Consider the following 17,594-nt stretch of genomic DNA (forward strand, 5'->3'; position numbering starts at 1 on the left):
CAAAAGGAGGACTTTCACATGCTGGATATCATCATTTACAACGGTACCGTGATCACGATGGAGGGAGAAGGAGTAGGCGCCATTCCAAACGGGGCTGTCGGGATCAAAGGCAATCTCATCGAAGTCGTGGGGGAAACATCGGAAGTGCTGAAGGACTACAAAGCCCATCGCTATGTGGATGCGCACCGGAAAGTCGTCATGCCGGGACTCATCGACGCCCATATCCATTCCGGAATCGCCTTGCTGCGAGGATTGTCGCAGGATACGGACAACTGGATGGAAAAGGGGCTGTGGCCCTTCCATAAAGTGCTGACCCACGAAGATCGGGTCGCGGGCTCGTTGGTCAACATCATCGAAGGGCTGAAAGCGGGAACGACGACCTTCTGCGACTATGACGATCCGATGCGCGAGATTGTGAAAAATCATGCGATGCTCGGGACGAGGGCCAGGGTCACCGAAATGGTAAACGAGCTCCCGGACGACTTGAGCGATGTAAAAGTGGGCGAGCTGTACACCTTTGATCCGGCGATCGGACAGCGAAAGCTGAAGGAAAATATCGCCCTCCTCGAAGAATGGCACGGGAAAGAGAATGGACGCATCACGTGCCTCCTGGGTCCACAGGGGCCGGACATGATGTCGAAGGAGCTCCTGCTGGAAGTCAAAGAACTGGCAAACAAGTACGACACGAACATCCATATGCACGTGGCCCAGGGAGATCGGGAAATCAACCAAATGGTCAAGCGGTACGGGAAGAGGAGCATCCAGTTTCTGGAGGAACTGAATTATTTGGATGAGCGCCTCATGGCCGTGCACCTCACCGAGGCGACGCGGGAGGAGACGCACGTATTGGGCCGTTCGGGCGCTGCGATGATCCTTTGCTCGGGAAGCATCGGGATTATCGATGGCATCGTGCCGCCGGCTGCGGAATTTCTGGAGGTAAGCAATCGGCTGGCGCTCGGATCCGATCAGGCGCCTGGCAACAATTGCAACAACATGTTCAATGAAATGAAGTTCACAGCCATCTTGAACAAGTGCAAGGTGAAGGACCCGCGCGTCTTCCCGTCGTGGAAGGTACTGCGCATGGCTACCATCGATTCCGCAAAAGCGATTGGGCTCGGGCATGAAATCGGTTCTTTGCGAAAAGGGAAAAAAGCAGACGTGATCATCGTCGATTTCGATAGCCCGAACCTGGTACCGATCATCCAGGAACCGATTCGCAACATCATTCCGAACTTGATATATTCCGCGAAAGGCAGCGAGGTCGAGACGGTGATCATTGACGGGCAGTTTGTCATGGAGAATCGCGTCGTGCTGACGGTGAATGAGAAGCAAGCGGTGAGGAAAGCCCACGAAGCTGCGGCAGAGCTGGCCGAGAGAGCGAAAGCTTCCTTCCACAAGATGGACACCCCGATCGCCAACATGATGAAAGACGGATATCTGTAAGAAGGTGAACCCCCTTCTCTAGAAAGTGAGCAGGACCGCCAAGAGCGGAAATCGCCCCTTTCTAGGAAGGGGATTTTTTATCTGTGCTCCCCTCCGCCCCTTTTCGAATCCATGCCTTCGTGAAATCAATCCACCCAAAGGAGTCGCGGTAAATACCATGAAGCGCAGGATGATGCTTCGATACCCGGTTGATGTGGTAACCGAATAATACCCAATTCTCGTGGCGCATCTCCTGTTCGATTCGGTCCACGATCCGATCACGCAGATCCCGAGATGGCAGCTGAACCATGCTGTCCAGGTATTCCTCCACCCAAGCATGCTGCACATGATCGAAAAATCGGTGCACAAAGCTGGCTTCATCCTGCAGCAGCCGCAGATATCCCCATTCCGTATCGTCCTCCAGCGCTTCGTTAATGAGCAGCAAATCCGCCTCTTGGTCCGCATCGGTCGTATAGTATTCGGACAGAGAGAAGGGATGGAGGGAGATGTGCAGCCCGATCGATTCGCATCGCTGCTGCAGCCACCTGGCGTCGTCCCGCAATTCCTTCCTGTCCAGATAGTACAGCTTCAGCGTTTCGCCCCGATACCCGCTTTCCAGAAGAGAAGCCGCCGCTTCTTCCAGCGTGGGTCTCCCGTAGGGGGCATGCTTGCTTTTCTCGGGGAAAAAGCTGTCCGCCGGTGCAATCCGATTTCCTTTCAACTCTTGGATGATCGCGAGTCGATCGAATAGCAGCCGGACGGACTGGCGAAAAGCTCGATGATGATGAATCCCGTTTTTTCTGAAATTGAAAACGATGAATTGGCAGCCCTCCAGTACCGATTCAAATTCACCGCTAGGCGAGTCGATTGGATGCGGAGCGCTTCCCAGGCTCGGGAGCTGATACAGATCGTCCGTGGTGTCCTTTGGCATCAGCCACCACTCGACCCGATCCAAGAGAGGTCTATTCAGGAAGTAATCCTCATGCGCTTCCAGGACAATCGCCTGGTCTGTGAACTCGGCGATACGAAATGGCCCCGTACCGATCATGGTTCTTTCCGAATACTCGACGTCATAGGGGAGGATCGACGTATAGAACGAACCGAAAAAGTGCAAAAACATGCGATTGGGCCGACGCAGGGAAAAGGAGATCACATGGTCAGACTCGATTTCGACTCGTTCGATCTCCCGGTACTGCCAGCGTGATGGAGAATGCACATCCCGGAGTCGTTCCACCGTATACTGCACATCTTTGCTGGTAAGCGTTCGCCCGTGGTGAAAACGAACACCCTTCCTTAAAAAGAACGTCCATCGGCTTCCATCTTCGTTGTATTCCCAGTCATGGGCGAGTGCCGGAGTGTAGGTATTGCTCCTGGGATCGAAGGACACCAGCGTATTGCAGATTTGCCGAAGAATAAAGGCTTCAGCCGAGCTGGATACAAAAGCGGGATCGAGGGATGCGGATCTGCGGGTCATCTTTACGCGCAGCACGTCGACGGCAGCAGTGACCTTCTGCTCCACTCGATGGCCAAACCGCTGGTCGAGCTGCCCGCGCAGCTTGTTGCGCAAGGGGACGGGCAAATCTTTATGATAGAGCAGATCCATGACCTCTTTGATTTTGCCCCTGTCCAGCAGATCCAGAAAGTGTTCGCCTGCCACATCCTCCATCTCCCGGAGGAAGCGCAGCTGCGAAGGGTTGCCCCGGCCTACACCGGCACGCCATTCGATAAAGCCGTCCTCGATCAGCTTGCGAAGGGTCATCTTCACATTGCGCGGCGTACAGTACAGAATTTCCGCCAGCTCCTGGACCGTGATCGAGACGGTTCCGTCCTTGGCCCGTTTTGCCTGGGGTGACATCAGGATCGTCAGGTAATGCTCGGTGGGGTTCATTTTTTGCCCTCCGTTTTTTGAAAAGGGTGAAGTTTTGGCTTAGATAATACCCTTTTTCTTTCACGCATTCAAGCTACGATTAGAAGAGTGCGGCACGGATTTCCAAGCTGTGTCCCGAATATGACGCAAGGAGGAACGGAAATGAACCACCGGAAATTGGGAAAAAGCGGACTGCTCGTATCTGAATTGTGCCTGGGAACCATGCTGTTTGGCGGGTCAACAGAGGAGGAGGAGGCAATCCGCATGGTGCATCGGTTTCTTGATGCGGGCGGAAACTTTATCGATACGGCAGATGTTTATACAGAAGGGGTTTCCGAGCAGATAGTGGGGAAAGCGATCCAAGGGCGCAGATCCGAGGTCGTACTGGCTACGAAGGCGGGGATTGCAGTCGGACCTCACCCGAATGACAGAGGCTCGACCCGGAAACATCTCATGGATGGCGTGGAGGCAAGCCTGCGCCGATTGAATACCGACTACATCGATTTGTTTCAATTGCACGTATGGGACCATGAAACCCCGTTGGAAGAAACCTTGCGGACGCTCGACGATCTGGTCAAGGCGGGAAAAGTGCGATATGTGGGCTGCTGCAACTTTCTCGCATGGCAGCTGATGAAATCGCTGGCCTGCAGCGATGCCAAAGACTATGTTCGCTTCGTTTCCATTCAGCAGCAGTACAGCCTGGTGAGCCGGGAAATGGATCGGGAGCACATGTCGCTGTGCCAGGAGGAGCAGGTAGGGATCATTCCATGGGGGCCGCTTGGGGGAGGTCTGTTGACAGGTAAATACAGTTCGCTTGAAAAGCCGGACGCCGGTCGATTCTCTCTCGGATTAAGCGGGGAGTTTGATTACCAGAACAAGTTTACGCCGAAAAATTTCGAGATTGTTCAAGCAGTGAATGAGGTGGCCCGCCAAACGGAAAAAACGCCGTCACAGGTCGCATTGAACTGGTTGTTAGGCAAAGAGGGGATTGTGTCCCCGATTATAGGGGCAAACAGCTTTGCTCAATTTGAACAAAATATGGGCGCTGCCGGTTGGTCGCTCACGCCTGAGCAGTGGAGCTATCTGGATGACGTCAGCCGTTTGCCAAGCGAATATCCGGCCCGCATGCAGGAAAGATTCAGACGTACATGGTAGACGGGGGCGGGAATCGTGGTGAACGTAGAACGGAGGGGCTCGATGCCCCTCCGTTGTTGTGGGTTACTGGTACAGAAAGTATTGGAACAAGGATTGTAGAGCGTTAATCGGCAGTTCGATGACGATTGTCCAGACCAGGAATGTGCATGCCAGATTCACGAGCTGTTTTCTCACGCTGGCTTCAGGAATGTGCGCTTCCCCTTTCGTGGGTTTTCTCAAAAACTTCGCGTACAAAAGGTAGGCGATGCCAAACATCAGAATCATTTCTACGAGAATCGAGATCCAGAAAGTACGGATAGGAATTGCAAATAGAAGATGCTGAAAAATAGTGCTGATCACAGAACCGATAAGTATGGCAAACTCGATGAGAAGGAGCTTACGTGTACTCTGCTTGGGGGTGAAAACTGATTTACCGCTCGTATACATGACTAATTTGACGATGCCAGCAATAAACAAGGTACCTAGAATCAAAAAGGGCATGATTGCAAAAATCAAAGAGGACAGACCGCTCATACTCATCTCCCGTTCCTTCCGCTGCGTGTAAGTAGGTAAAGTGTGTACATTCTTTATATCGGTACAAATGCTCAGTAGATTTAGGTCTTTTGGTCTATCAACCAAGATTTCAAATCTGCACCTGTACATATAGCAAAGAAGGGGCATTTAGCCCCTCAGTCTAACAAACTGTACATCGGCCGCTCTGCTCTTTTCCAAGTGCAGACCTTCTCCTTTTACCCATATGCCGCCATGTGCCACCTAGCAACCTGCACCTTCCTGTCATACGCTGTCAATGTGTCCCACTAGCTGCCAGCCGCTCGCTGGACATCCAGCGTCCTTGTCAGAATGGACATGGTTGGTTCACTTGCTTGGTCGTGCGTCCGAGGGGAAATTCCTACTCGTTGGATGGAGATCCGATTTGATCCAGCTTTTTCAATAGCTCCGATACTTGAGCTGCCAGGTCGGCATTTCCGTCTCGCAGCCGTTCAAAGTCGGGGATGGCCTCCAGTAGCAGCAGGCCGCTGTAATAATAGTAGCTGTAGAAGGGCAGCTCCCCGTACCCCGGCGGGTCCTCCTGCTCCCACATGAGCTCATCTTCTTGCTCATCGAGAGGCCATAGATAGCCTTCTTCCAGCAATAATCGGGGCTGCGCTACATGCGGCATGGAATCCAGCTCCTGGTCGGTGAGGGGATCTGCAATTGCTTCGTAGACGTGCAGCTCTGCAAGCGAAACGTCTTCAGGTCGTTTCGTCTTCAGCTCCCGCAGCAAAAATGACAGGACCCACGGGGTCACTTGCCAGAGCGTGCTCTGATGCTCGACCAGGTTTGCGATTTCGTCATAGCGTCCGTTTGCGATGAACTCCGGCAAGTCGCTGCCTCTGCCATACGGGGTAGTCAGCCTTTGCCAGGGGATATCCGCCAGGTTTATCTCCCCAAAGTGGTCAATGATCATCTTGATTCCTCCCCGCCCGCATCCTTTTGATTTTTCTTCCGGATGCCATTTTCCCTACCATTGTAGCTGATCGATTCCCCCGCAACAATCCGTACGACACCCCAAAGTTTCTGAACGAACCCGAGGGGATTCTACCGATGGGCAGGGAAAAACCGCAAACCTGTCTTGCTGCAAGTAAACGCTGAGAAGGCGTCGAAAGAAGGGATCGCGTTTTACCAGGGCAATCATGCTGTATGGTTGGCGGATCGTGTTCCTTCCGCGTTCAGTTCTGTATGGAAAGAATCGGTTGAACCTTGAGCGGCTCCATGCCCCTCAAGGTTCTTTTTTTGATGATGACAATCTGCAGCCTTATCGCCCGTTTCCAACCAATGCTACAATGAAAAAAACGGGATGAAGGCGATGATGACGATGAAAACTACAGGCGATCCGAAGAGCTTTCTGCTGCAGTCCAAGCTTCTGCTGCCGCGTTCCGCTACTCCTGTCGTACCGAGGCCGGAATTGATTGCGTGGTTGAATGAAGGGCTGGAGCGAAAGGCTACCATGATTACGGCGCCGGCAGGGTACGGAAAGACGACGCTCGCGAGTGAATGGGCCGGGCAGTTGACCAGGCCGGTCGCATGGGTATCGCTGGATGAAAAGGACAATGACCTGATCCGGTTCTGGTCGTACGTGGGGGCAGGCATGGAACAGGCGCTGGGCGGTTCGTTCGGCTCGTTTCGCTCGGCGCAGGCCACGCTCGCTCCGGGACAATCCGAGCCGTTTCTGGTGGAATGGCTGAATGAACTGACCGACGTGGAGGAGCCGCTTCTGCTGGTGCTGGACGATTGGCATGTGATCGACGAAGAGAGCATCGTCTCCTCCATGTCGTTCTTTTTGGAATATTTGCCGCCGACGGTGCATCTGTGTTTTATCAGCCGCACGGCGCCTGAGTGGCTGAAAGCGAAGTGGACGAGCCGGGGCTGGACCAATGAATTCGATATCACGTATCTGCGCTTCAATGTACAGGAGACCGTGGACTTTTTCCACTTGCATAACAAGCAGGAGATGACCAGGGAGCAGGCGGAGCAAATGCTGGCCGATACGGAAGGCTGGGTGACGGGGCTGAAGCTGTACTCTCTGGTCATGCGCCATCGGGAGCGGGTGCCGATGCTTCCGGGGAATCATCCTGGGGAGCGTGCGCGAATTCAGCAGTACTTGCTGGAGGAAGTATTTGATGCGCTCGACGAGGACACACAGCGGTTCTTGCTCGCCCTTTCTGTTGTGTCCCGGTTTAACGGGTCGCTTGGTTCGCATTTGACGGGAGAGGTGGACGGAGCGGGAAAGCTTGCGGAGCTGGCTGCCGCCAACCTGTTCTTGATTCCGCTGGATGAAGGGCGGGAGTGGTTCCGGTTTCACCATTTGTTCGCGGATTTTCTGAGGGCGATGCAAAAACGCCGTTGCCCGGAGCGTACGGCGGAGTTTTACAAGGCTGCGGCAGAGTGGTGCGAGCAACAGGGGATGGAGGAAGACGCCGTCGATTACTACCTGGCGGGACATCATTACCGGGAAGCGATACGGCTGCTTGAACAGATGAAATCGGTCATGGTGCGCAGGCAGTTTTCCACGCTGCGCGTCTGGCTGTCTGCGATTCCCGAGGAGCTGCTGCGCGAGCACCACTACCTGTATTATTCGTATGTGCTGGCGCTGCTGTGGGACAACGAACCCGAACGGGCGGAGAAGCATTTGCAGTCGGCGGAGCAATACTACAAGCTCGCGTCTTCTTCCTGGAGCCGCGAAGAAAAGGACCGTTACCTTGGCAATTTGTATTATGTCCGGAACTTCAAAGCGACGAAGTACGACATGGAGGTGGTAAAAGGGCTGGAATACATTCAGCTCGCCATCCAGCATAGTCCGACCGGGACTGATCTTCTTTTCGGATCTCCCTCCATGCCGCTCGCGCCTTCCATCTTGAGATCCTACAACGGCAAGCGCGGACGGCATCTGCCAAGAGAGCTGGCGGATCCTTTTTTTCATAAGATGATCGAATTCATGACACCCATGGGCATCCAGGCATCCACCGAGGTCTGTTACGGAGAGCTATTGTACGAGCGAAACGAATTGGAGCAAGCGGAGGCCATGCTGAAGCGCGGGCTCATGGATGTGGAGCTGACCCCGCATGAACGGGAGAAGGTATACGTCCCTGCCTATCTGTTTCTTTCACGCATCAGCAAGGCCAGAAAAGACTATGGCCAAGCCCGGCAGTGGCTGGATGAAGCGGGGCAGCGGGCCGGCTCGGACATGGAGCAAGCACGGGAAGCCCTTATTCTGATCGAAGCGGAACGGGCAGCCATGCAATTGGACATGGGAGATCTGTCGGCTGCGATCCGATGGAAGGAGCGGTATCAAGTCTCCGGCACGGATCCTGTATCGGTTCATCAACTGTTTGTCTACCTCTTTCTGCTGCGGCTGCTGACGGAGAAAGGCGAGTGCGAGGCAGCCTGGCAATTGTCCGAGAGGCTCCTGGACGTCGCGCAGAAAAATCACAGGCCGATGGAAGCGCTGGAAGTCGAGATACTCCAGGCGGTGATTCTGCTGCGGACGAACAGACCGGAGCGGGCCGTCCTGAAGCTGGAGGCGGCGTTGGATGATGGGGAGCCGGACGACTATATGCGCGTCTTTCTCGATAAGGGGCAGCCGGTCGCCGAACTGTTGGTCGAGTATATTCAGCTGCGGCAAAAAGGAAGCATCCGGGACAAGCTCACGCCAACGCTGGGATACGTACGCCGGATCCTCGCCTGCTTTGGCGGTGCCGGTCTTTCGGCGGATCAAACGGAGACTACTTTGGAGACGCTTCTGACCAAGCGGGAGCTGGCCGTGTTCCGCTGCATGGAAGAGGGGCTGGACAACGCAGCCATTACAGAGAAGCTCGGCATCGGAATGGGCACGCTGAAAGCCCACATCAACCGGATCTACAGCAAATTTCAGGTGACCAACCGCGTAGAAGCGATTCGGCGGGGGAAGGAGCTGCAAGGACTATAACCGGGCTTATAACCGCGGTTAGATTTCACGGTTCGTCCATTGAAATATAATCGGAATAGGTCGATGACCGCCAGGAATTCGACGTGGTTATCTTACATGGACGGAGGGAGTCTCGTGGTTTTCCGCAATCATTTATACAAGCGAATGCTCTTCATGGTATGCGCGCTGCTGCTGGTCTGGATACCGTATGCGCCCGGCGCACAAGCAGCCGCAGCCGACCGGTTGGTCAGCTCACCGCCGGCTTCCTTAGGACTGGGAGGGGGAGTGAGAGATTACCAGCCCACTTCCGACGGAGGATACGTGGCTGCCGGGGGCTCCAGCGTGACGAAGCTGGACGCTTCGGAAAATATGCAATGGTCTGCAAGCATCTCGCCACCGGAGAATGTGCGGATACTGGCCGTTCGCGAACTGCCGATGGGAGGGTATATATTCTCCGGAGAGAAGACGGGCCGATTTATGTACGGGACGCTCAAAGCGAATGGAACCCTGAACCATATGACGCTAAGTCCCCATCCCATAGGCGAAGCGACATCTATTGTCAAAGTCGGCAACGATGGTTTCGTGATCGCAGGACATGTACGTACAAATTTGGGCGATCCGCTCGATCCGTTCTTGATGCGGACAGACGTATCCGGCGTGCTCCTAGGCGAGAAAGTCATTTCCATCCCGGGAGACCAGCGTGTAGACAGCGCGATTGCCGCCGCGGGTACGGACACGGATGTCATTTTGGCGGGAAGCACGAGCGAGAACGCGTCGCATGAAGGCTATATGGCCGAGGTGACCGGCTCGGCGGACAATTTCGGATCGGTGGTATGGGCAAAGAACTATGGGGCCGACAGCACATCCTACTATTCATTAAGTTCCGTCGGTTACGCGAAAGACGAAGCCGGACAGCCAGGCTACGTGGCTACGGGAAATGTGGTGAAACGATCCGGAGTCCAAAATGCCCTGCTTCTTTTTACAGAGCTGGACGGAAAGGAAAAATGGCTGCAGACGTACCAGGCGTCTCCCCAGCTCGGGCTGGACGTCGCACAGGCAAAAGACGGGGGCTTCGCAATCGCCGGGGGCAACAACAATACGGCCGGCTTCCTGTATAAAACCGATGCGAACGGCAATCTGCAATGGCAAAAAGAATGGCCGAACACGGGCAATCTGCTTGACGTCATGCCAATGGACGACGGGATCTACCAGCTGGCCGGAGGAATTTCTGACGGCATTACCTTCCAGACGTGGGTAGGTCCTCCGGCCGGACTTGTCGCGGATGACGATGCCAACCGGATCATCGGGCTGGATGAATCGATGGAATATTCCACAGATGGAGGAAACCGATACGAGGCTTATACCGGCCAAGATCCGGTGTTTGACGGGGAAGTCAGCGTGTTGGTGCGGTACAAGGCCGATCCTGCCGGAGGATATGAGGCTGGCAAGACGGCGACATTCATCTTTACCGCGAATCCAAGTCAGCCGGGTTTGCCCCCGGGATACACATACAGCCAGGACGGTTTCGGCTTTAGCGGCGCGGTAGAGGCCGAGCCCCTCGGCGACCGGATTGTCATGACAGGCTACAACGATTGGCCCAGTGACTTTTCGCTTGATTCAGGCCAATCTTTAGGCGCGTTCAGGGGCGGTGTCTATGACGGCGAGAGCATCTGGATGATTCCGTACGATGCCGATCAGCTGATCAAGCTCGACAAACATACGGGCGAGATGACGGGGTATCACAGCTGGCCAGCGGGCTTCAGCAAACAAAGCCATGCCTTTTCAGGCGGGGTCGACGACGGCAAAAACATCTGGATGATCCCGCAAAATGCGGATCGCGTCATCAAAGTGGACAAATCAACCGGCAGCATGACAGGCTTCAATGCTTGGCCCGACGGTTTTACAAAATCATACGCTGCTTTTTCCGGCGGCGTCTATGACGGCAGGAACATTTGGATGATTCCGGTGCTCGCCGATCGCGTCATCAAGCTGGATACGGTCACGGGCGAGATGACGGGCTACGACCAATGGCCCGACGGCTTTGCCAAGAGCTCGAACACGACGTTCGGCGGCGGTGCTTATGACGGCGAAAATATTTGGCTCATTCCATACGGCTCCGATCAGCTGATCAAACTCGATGCGGGGACAGGGCAGATGACGGGCTATCCTATCGTCGCGCCACAGAACGGCAGCGCCTTTGCTTCGGGAATCTATGACGGCGAGAGCATCTGGATGATCCCGTACCATTCAGACAAGGTCGTCCGAGTCGACAAAGCAACTGGAGACATGACCGAATACAACAACTGGCCGAGCGGCTTTTCCAAAGGATGGACGGCATTTTTCGGCTCCGTTTACGACGGGGAGAGCATCTGGATGATTCCCTATTTTGCCGACCGCGTCGTGAAACTGTCCGCAGCGCCGTTGACATACTCCCTCACCTATGACGGCAATGGGGCCACAAGCGGAGCCGCGCCGTCCGACAGCGCCCAATACCAGTCAGGCGATGTCGTTACCGTATCGGGCAATACGGGCGGCCTGGAGAAGACCGGATACACGTTCTCCGGCTGGAATACGGCAGCAGACGGAAGCGGTACGGACTACGCCCCAGGCGCGAGCTACACGATCACCGGGAATGCCACCCTGTATGCGAAGTGGACGAAGCAAAACAGCGATGCGGATTTACGCAGCCTTGCGCTTTCTGACGGCATGCTGACCCCTTCGTTTTCTGCGGACACGCTGCAATATTCGGCCAATGTCTCCAACCGGATCTCCTCGGTGACCGTCACCGTGGCGACTGAGGAGGATGCCTCGACAGCGACAGTGAGCGTGTATGACAGTGCCGGCCAGCTCGTGCAGGGGCCGCTGCATCTGACGAACGGCGAGGCGTCCGACCCGCTTTCCCTACATGTCGGCCGCAATACGCTGATCGTGACAGTAACCGCTCAGGATGGGACGGAAAAAGCCTACACGGTCTCGGTCACAAGAGCACGGGCGAATCAACCGCCACCGCCTACACAGCCGCCCACTCCGCCCCCGTACTACCCGGTGACGGACATCAGCCTGGACGAAACCGAGCTGACATTCACCGAGGGAGACGAGGCGGTCGAGCTGAAAGCCGCGATTGTGCCGTCCTACGCGACCAATCAGCAGGTCACATGGAGTTCCAGCGATCCGGATGTGGCGACGGTAGATCAGGATGGGACAGTCACGCCAAAAGCACCGGGAACCGCAGTCATCACGGTGACGACAGCAGACGGCAACAAAACCGCATCCTGCAAGGTGACCGTGGAAGCGAAGGAAAGGCCGTTCAAAATCGAGACATCCGATAAGGAAATCCTCGTGGGCCCGAACCGGATGGTATCGTTTCGATCGTTTGTTGTCTACCCCAATGGCAAGCGAAAGGAAATCACGTGGTCGCGGGATGCCGAGTACAGCAGCAGCTCTTCGCTCCTAACTGTAAAGAACGGTCGAATCAAAGCGGGGAAAAAAGAGGGAGAAGCGTTTGTCACGATTTCCTATCAGGGGGAAGAGAGGAAAATCCCCGTACAAATCACGAAAACGCTGGTCAAAAGCCTTTCTGTCCCCTCCAAAACCGTGAAGCTGAAAAAGGGAGAAGGGCAGCAGCTCGAGTTGACCGCCAATCTGACAGACAAACAGACGAAGGATGTCACCGAGCGGGCGGTATGGACGTCGAGCAACGAAAAAATCGCCAAAGTGAGTGACACTGGCGAGGTAACGGCAATCGGTGTCGGATCCACCTGGATACGGGCCAACTACGGGGGTTTCCAGTTATCCGTACGGCTCATCGTAACCAAGGACAAACCGGATCTGAAGAAGCTGACGGCAAGCAGCCGGACGCTTCGCATCGGTGAAGGAGACAGCGAACAGGTGACCCTGACAGCGGTCTTTGAGGATGGCTCGGAGAAGGACGTCACGACAGATGCCGATTGGACCTCGGATGACAGCCGTATTGCGGAGGTAGCCGAGGGGACGATTACGGGCATCACGGCCGGATCCACAACGGTTACGGCAAGCTATGAAAAGAAGAAAGTGACAGTGAAGGTGACCGTTTTGGCCGCGAAAACGACTGAGTGAAAGGGGAGGGCTTTAGCCCTCCTTTCCCCTGTTTCTCTCCACCTTTGGCAGCAGAGGAATCATTGCCTCTCTTATGATTTCAGAAAATTAGCAAATCATTGACTCTTATGGGATAACGACTTATCATGTGAATACATTCTTAAAACAGGCGGATGGGAAGAGGGCACGCCCACCTGCATTCATGAAGCTTTTCTGGGCATCATGTTTGGCAAATGCGTTGGGGCGAGGAGCTGCGGCTGCATCGGAAGCAGGCGGCTTGGCTCTACAGTTGGCAGCAAGGAAATTGGTAGAGAAAGAAGGAGGAGGCGGCATGCAGTACAATTTTGACAAAGTGATCGATCGTTTCCATACAGCTTCTGTGAAATGGGACGAGCAGGAGAAGCTGTTCGGCCAAAAGGACCTGCTCCCGCTGTGGGTGGCTGATATGGATTTTCAGCTGCCTGCGCCTGTCCTGGAAGCGATGAGGGCGCGAGTCGACCACGGCATTTTCGGGTATACCGAGCGTCCCGAATCCTATTACGAGGCAGTCATCGGCTGGATGCAGAGACGGCATGGATGGCAGATCCAAAAGGAGTGGATTTGTTACTGTCCCGGCGTCGTTCCGGCCTTGAGCTACCTCGTGCAATCCTTTACCAAGCCGGGGGAGAAAGTCATGATCCAGCCGCCCGTCTACCCTCCGTTCTCGGGCGTCGTCACCGCCAATGGACGGGAAGTCGTGGAAAATCCGCTGAAATACGAGGATGGGCGCCTCACGATGGATTTCGATGACATGCGAAGCAAAATGGACCCGGACGTCAAGCTGTTCATCCTGTGCAATCCACACAATCCGGGAGGCAGAGTCTGGACGCGGGAAGAGCTGACCGAGCTGGGGAACATTTGCATGGAGAACAACGTCATGGTCATTTCCGACGAAATCCACGGGGACCTCGTGCTGAAAGGGCACACCCACATCCCGTTTGCCTCCATTTCGGAGGAGTTCGCCCAGCACAGCATCGTCTGTACGGCTCCCAGCAAGACCTTCAACATGGCTGGCCTGCAGACGTCCAACATCATCATCGCAAACGAAGAGTGGCGAAACGCTTTCCAGCATACCTTAAACATCCTCTCCCTGCGGCTGACGAACACCTTTGGCGTAGTGGCAACGGAAAGCGCCTACCGGTACGGCGACGAGTGGCTGGACCAGCTGCTGGAATACCTCCAGGGGAATCTGGCGTTTCTCACTTCGTTCATCGAGAGCCGCATTCCCAAGATCAAGGTAGTGCAGCCGGAGGCTACCTACCTCGTCTGGCTGGATTGCCGGGAGCTGGGCATGGATGAGAAAAGCCTGCAGCGCTTTCTATTGACCCAGGCAAAGGTGGCGGTGAATCAGGGCTATACATTCGGGCAGGGGGGAGAGCAGTTCATCCGCTTGAACATCGCCTGTCCGCGCTCCATTTTGGAAGAAGGTCTGAAGCGGATCGAGCAAGCCGTAAACAGCCTGCAAAGCGTGGCCAATTAAAAAGGAGGAGTTCGCATGAGCGATGACAATCTGTACAAAAGGTCGTACGGTGCAAGATTGAGAGAGCTGGGAAAGCTGGCTCCGGAAGCCTTCCGGGCGTTTATGGCGTTTAACCAGCAGGCGATGGCGGAAGGATCGCTGTCCGGGAAGCTGAAGGAATTGATCGCGGTGGCGGTCGCGCATGTCACCGGTTGTCCGTACTGCATCGAAGCCCACGTCAAGGCAGGCAAGAAGTGGGAGGTTTCCAAGGAAGAGATGATGGAAGCGGTGATGGTCGCCACCGCACTGAAGGCGGGTTCGGCGATGGCGCATGGAGCGAATGCGCTGCAAGCCTACGACGAAACAGGCGGCGATGATTTGTACACGAAGTCAGCCATGAGCGAGTACGTGGCGTATCGCAGGGAAAACGCCGAGATGTTCCGGACCTACTCGGCATTCAGCCAGCAAGCGATGCAGCCGGGGCTGCTCAGCCAGAAGGAGAAGGAGTGTATCGCGGTCGCGGTGGCGCATGTCACGGGTTGTCCGTATTGCATCGACAGCCATACGAAGGCGGCGAAAAAGCTGGGCGTGACTCGCGAGGAGCTCGTTGAGGCGATCATGGTCGCTACCGCGCTGAAGGCAGGCTCGGCCATCGCCCACAGCGTCAATGCCCTGAACGCGTACGACGAATAGACCCGCGAAGGAGATACGGAACAAGCCTTTGGGAAGCATCCCGAAGGCTTGTTTGCTGTTAAGCCTGTACGCTAGCGGTCTTTCCTCAGCCAGAATGCCGCTGCGAAGGCAATCACGACGGCGAAGGCCGCCGCCAGAAAGGCATCCGAATAGGAAACGGCATCCAGCATGTACAGGGGATTCAAAGGACGGGAAGCTTCCCGGCGAGCGGATAACAGCGCCCCGATCATTCCTGCCCCCACACCGGCTCCCAGGTACAGCGCCCCCTGGAATATGCCCATCCTGATACCGACTTGGTCTTTTGCGAGCGCACTAACCGCCGCGTTGTTGACAGGGGAATTCGTCAGCGCAAAGGCGATCCCCGCCCCCCATACGCCCACAGAAACCCATACGGGAGAAGCTCCTGAGGCGAAGGTCGACAAGTATAGCGTCGAAGCTCCCATCACGGCCACTCCTGCTAGAATCAGCCGTTTCGTCCCCAATCGATCGGAAATGCGGCCAACAAACGGGGATAGGAGCGCTACGGCCGCGCCGCCCGGCAATAAAACGATCCCGGCCTGCACGGGTGAAAGTCCGTTTACTTCCACGACGAGCAAAGGCACGAAAACAAGCACGGAAAAATACGCGAACATCGAAAAAACGGCCACGATCAAGGAGCTCACGTAATGCCTGTTTTGAAACATAACGGGAGGAACAAAGGGATTCTCGGCAGTGACGATGCGCCAGATGAATCCGCTCAAAGAGAGCAGGGAGCCGGCAAGACTGCCGAGCGAAGGGAAGGAGGCAAAGCCGACCGACTCTCCTTGTGTCACCCCCAACAGTAGCAGCCCTGCTGCAAGGCCGAACAGCGCTCCCCCGATGAGATCAAATTGTCGCGGCTTTTTGGTCTCCCGCACAGGAAGGAATGTCGGCAGCAGGCTGAGCGCGCAAACGGCAACGACCATCGACAGTATAAAGGTAATCCAAAACAGATACGGCCAGCCGAACAACTGTCCAACCACTCCGCCAAATATCGGACCTCCCGCTGTTCCGACTCCTATGCATCCGGCGATGATACCAAGAGCCCCGCCCCGTTTTCCCGGCGGAAATACCTTTGAAATGGCGACGACCGAAAGAACGGGTATGGCCGACATCCCGGCACCTTGAATCATCCGTCCCACAACCAGGCTAAGAAGATTGGGGGCCAGAGCACATATCAGGCTTCCGACAGACAGGATGGAGACTGCGAAAGCAAACAGCTTTTTCAATTCAAAGAAATCCGACATGCGTCCATACAGAGGAACGCCAATCGCCAAAACAAGCGCTACTCCGCTTACCACCCAGCTTACTTGCGCTTTGGTGGCTCCCCATTGTTCGCCGATCAGGTGGAGAACGGGATTCACCATATCGACGGTGACAGCAGCTACAAGGACCGCGAGAGAGAAGATCATCACCAAGAGCACTGTGGGGTGCGGCAAGGCGGAAGGTACGGGTCTATGATTCGGTCTCATACGTTTGCCTCCTAAAAATGATGTGTGTCTATTTTTAGGAGGCGACATCAATTGCTTTCTTCACGAAACTCCTCACCCCATTCCAGTTTGGCGCCACTGCGAAAGGAAGAGCTGTTCAAATGGTTGCCAGCAACACTTTCGATGGCATAGAAAAAGGCGTCGAACGGATCGACGCCTGCTTTTGCCGGTTGCATGAAAAATGTGCAACGTGACTAGCCGTTGCATAGTTTCATAGAAAGAGGCAGAACATTTCCGGTCGTTGTACGGGTATGCGGATTGACTCGGTTGCCTGAAAATGGGCAGACGTATCCCGTTGCAGTCCAGTCACCGGATTTTTTCATCGTTTCTGCCCCCTCTCTCGCATGGATATTCCCTTATTATAGGCAAGGTGGAATCGAAGCGCAATCCGCTGCATCCCACAATGATTCCGCCTGCCTTAAGGTCTGTGGAAAAACTCGACCCACTCGCCTTCGGGTCCGTAGATGAAGAAGTAGCGATAGCCATTCGGCAAGGTGACGATTTCCGGATCGACGAAGCGGGCGCCGAGCTTGCTTACGCGCTCGTACTCTTCTTCGAGGTTGTCCACGTTCACGGCGAAGTGATGGACTTTCCCTTCGGAAGGAAGCTCGTCGTTGTAGCCGTGAATGATTTCCAGCTCGGTCTCGTCCGAGTCTCCGAAGCCGAGGAACGCCAGCTGGAAGGTTCCGTTGGTATGCGTGATCTTGCCTTTCAGGGTGAAGCCGACGACTGTTTGGTAGAACTCGATCGCCCGCTCAAAATCTTTGACGACCATGCCGACGTGGTCAATGCGCTTTTTTGCCATAGGAATCCGCTCCATCTCTTGGAATAGTGAGTGCCCGGGAAAGGGCTTGTCTTCTTTCATTTAAAAAGGTGAAATCCGAGTTGTCAAGTATGGATTAACTCAAAGAACGAGAAAATGACCGAAACGAG

12 protein-coding genes are annotated in these 17,594 nt (G+C 55.1%); 6 read left to right on the plus strand and 6 right to left on the minus strand.

The window, feature by feature from the left end; genetic code table 11:
- Positions 1 to 18 precede the first annotated feature (18 nt).
- Positions 19 to 1,443 carry an amidohydrolase family protein gene (locus tag RGB73_RS04720; RefSeq protein ID WP_310769608.1) on the plus strand — a complete coding sequence of 475 codons (1,425 nt, stop codon included), beginning with the start codon at positions 19 to 21 and terminating at the stop codon, positions 1,441 to 1,443.
- 61 nt (positions 1,444 to 1,504) lie between these two features.
- Here the strand turns inward: RGB73_RS04720 and RGB73_RS04725 are convergent, their stop codons facing one another.
- The gene (locus RGB73_RS04725) at positions 1,505 to 3,310 is read right to left on the minus strand and encodes an SgrR family transcriptional regulator (protein ID WP_310769609.1); all 1,806 of its coding nucleotides are present in this window, start codon (positions 3,308 to 3,310) and stop codon (positions 1,505 to 1,507) included.
- Positions 3,311 to 3,451: 141 nt separating this feature from the next.
- Here RGB73_RS04725 and RGB73_RS04730 point away from each other — a divergent pair, with 141 nt between their 5' ends.
- Complete coding sequence (locus RGB73_RS04730) at positions 3,452 to 4,444, plus strand: aldo/keto reductase (RefSeq protein WP_310769611.1); 993 nt, start codon at positions 3,452 to 3,454, stop codon at positions 4,442 to 4,444.
- Between the two features lie 63 nt (positions 4,445 to 4,507).
- Here RGB73_RS04730 and RGB73_RS04735 read toward each other — a convergent pair whose 3' ends face one another.
- Positions 4,508 to 4,957 (minus strand): hypothetical protein, encoded by a 450-nt coding sequence (locus RGB73_RS04735; RefSeq protein WP_310769613.1) that lies wholly within the window; start codon positions 4,955 to 4,957, stop codon positions 4,508 to 4,510.
- Between the two features lie 376 nt (positions 4,958 to 5,333).
- Entirely contained in the window at positions 5,334 to 5,891 is a 558-nt protein-coding gene (locus RGB73_RS04740; RefSeq protein WP_310769615.1) for a hypothetical protein, read from the minus strand.
- A gap of 399 nt (positions 5,892 to 6,290) precedes the next feature.
- Between RGB73_RS04740 and RGB73_RS04745 the strand changes: the two genes are divergently transcribed.
- The 4 genes from RGB73_RS04745 (at position 6,291) to RGB73_RS04760 (ending at position 15,153) form a co-directional block, all read left to right on the plus strand.
- The gene (locus RGB73_RS04745; RefSeq protein ID WP_310769617.1) at positions 6,291 to 8,909 is read left to right on the plus strand and encodes a winged helix-turn-helix domain-containing protein; all 2,619 of its coding nucleotides are present in this window, start codon (positions 6,291 to 6,293) and stop codon (positions 8,907 to 8,909) included.
- A gap of 114 nt (positions 8,910 to 9,023) precedes the next feature.
- Positions 9,024 to 12,983, plus strand: a complete 3,960-nt coding sequence (locus tag RGB73_RS04750) for an Ig-like domain-containing protein (RefSeq protein ID WP_310769619.1) — start codon at positions 9,024 to 9,026, stop codon at positions 12,981 to 12,983.
- A 310-nt stretch (positions 12,984 to 13,293) separates the two neighbouring features.
- Positions 13,294 to 14,481, plus strand: coding sequence for a MalY/PatB family protein (locus tag RGB73_RS04755; protein ID WP_310769621.1), 1,188 nt, complete (start codon positions 13,294 to 13,296; stop codon positions 14,479 to 14,481).
- Positions 14,482 to 14,496: 15 nt separating this feature from the next.
- Positions 14,497 to 15,153 (plus strand): carboxymuconolactone decarboxylase family protein, encoded by a 657-nt coding sequence (locus RGB73_RS04760; RefSeq protein ID WP_310769623.1) that lies wholly within the window; start codon positions 14,497 to 14,499, stop codon positions 15,151 to 15,153.
- 71 nt (positions 15,154 to 15,224) lie between these two features.
- On the opposite strand, the gene RGB73_RS04765 is transcribed toward RGB73_RS04760, so the two are convergent.
- The 3 genes from RGB73_RS04765 to RGB73_RS04775 all read right to left on the minus strand — a co-directional run bounded on the left by RGB73_RS04765 (position 15,225) and on the right by RGB73_RS04775 (position 17,466).
- Positions 15,225 to 16,643 (minus strand): MFS transporter, encoded by a 1,419-nt coding sequence (locus RGB73_RS04765; protein ID WP_310769625.1) that lies wholly within the window; start codon positions 16,641 to 16,643, stop codon positions 15,225 to 15,227.
- A gap of 47 nt (positions 16,644 to 16,690) precedes the next feature.
- On the minus strand, positions 16,691 to 16,837 hold the full coding sequence (locus tag RGB73_RS04770) for a hypothetical protein (RefSeq protein WP_310769627.1): 147 nt from the start codon (positions 16,835 to 16,837) through the stop codon (positions 16,691 to 16,693).
- Between the two features lie 242 nt (positions 16,838 to 17,079).
- Positions 17,080 to 17,466 carry a VOC family protein gene (locus RGB73_RS04775; RefSeq protein WP_310769629.1) on the minus strand — a complete coding sequence of 129 codons (387 nt, stop codon included), beginning with the start codon at positions 17,464 to 17,466 and terminating at the stop codon, positions 17,080 to 17,082.
- Positions 17,467 to 17,594: the final 128 nt, after the last annotated feature.

This window comes from Brevibacillus brevis, assembly GCF_031583145.1.
In the GTDB taxonomy this organism is placed as follows: domain Bacteria; phylum Bacillota; class Bacilli; order Brevibacillales; family Brevibacillaceae; genus Brevibacillus; species Brevibacillus brevis_E.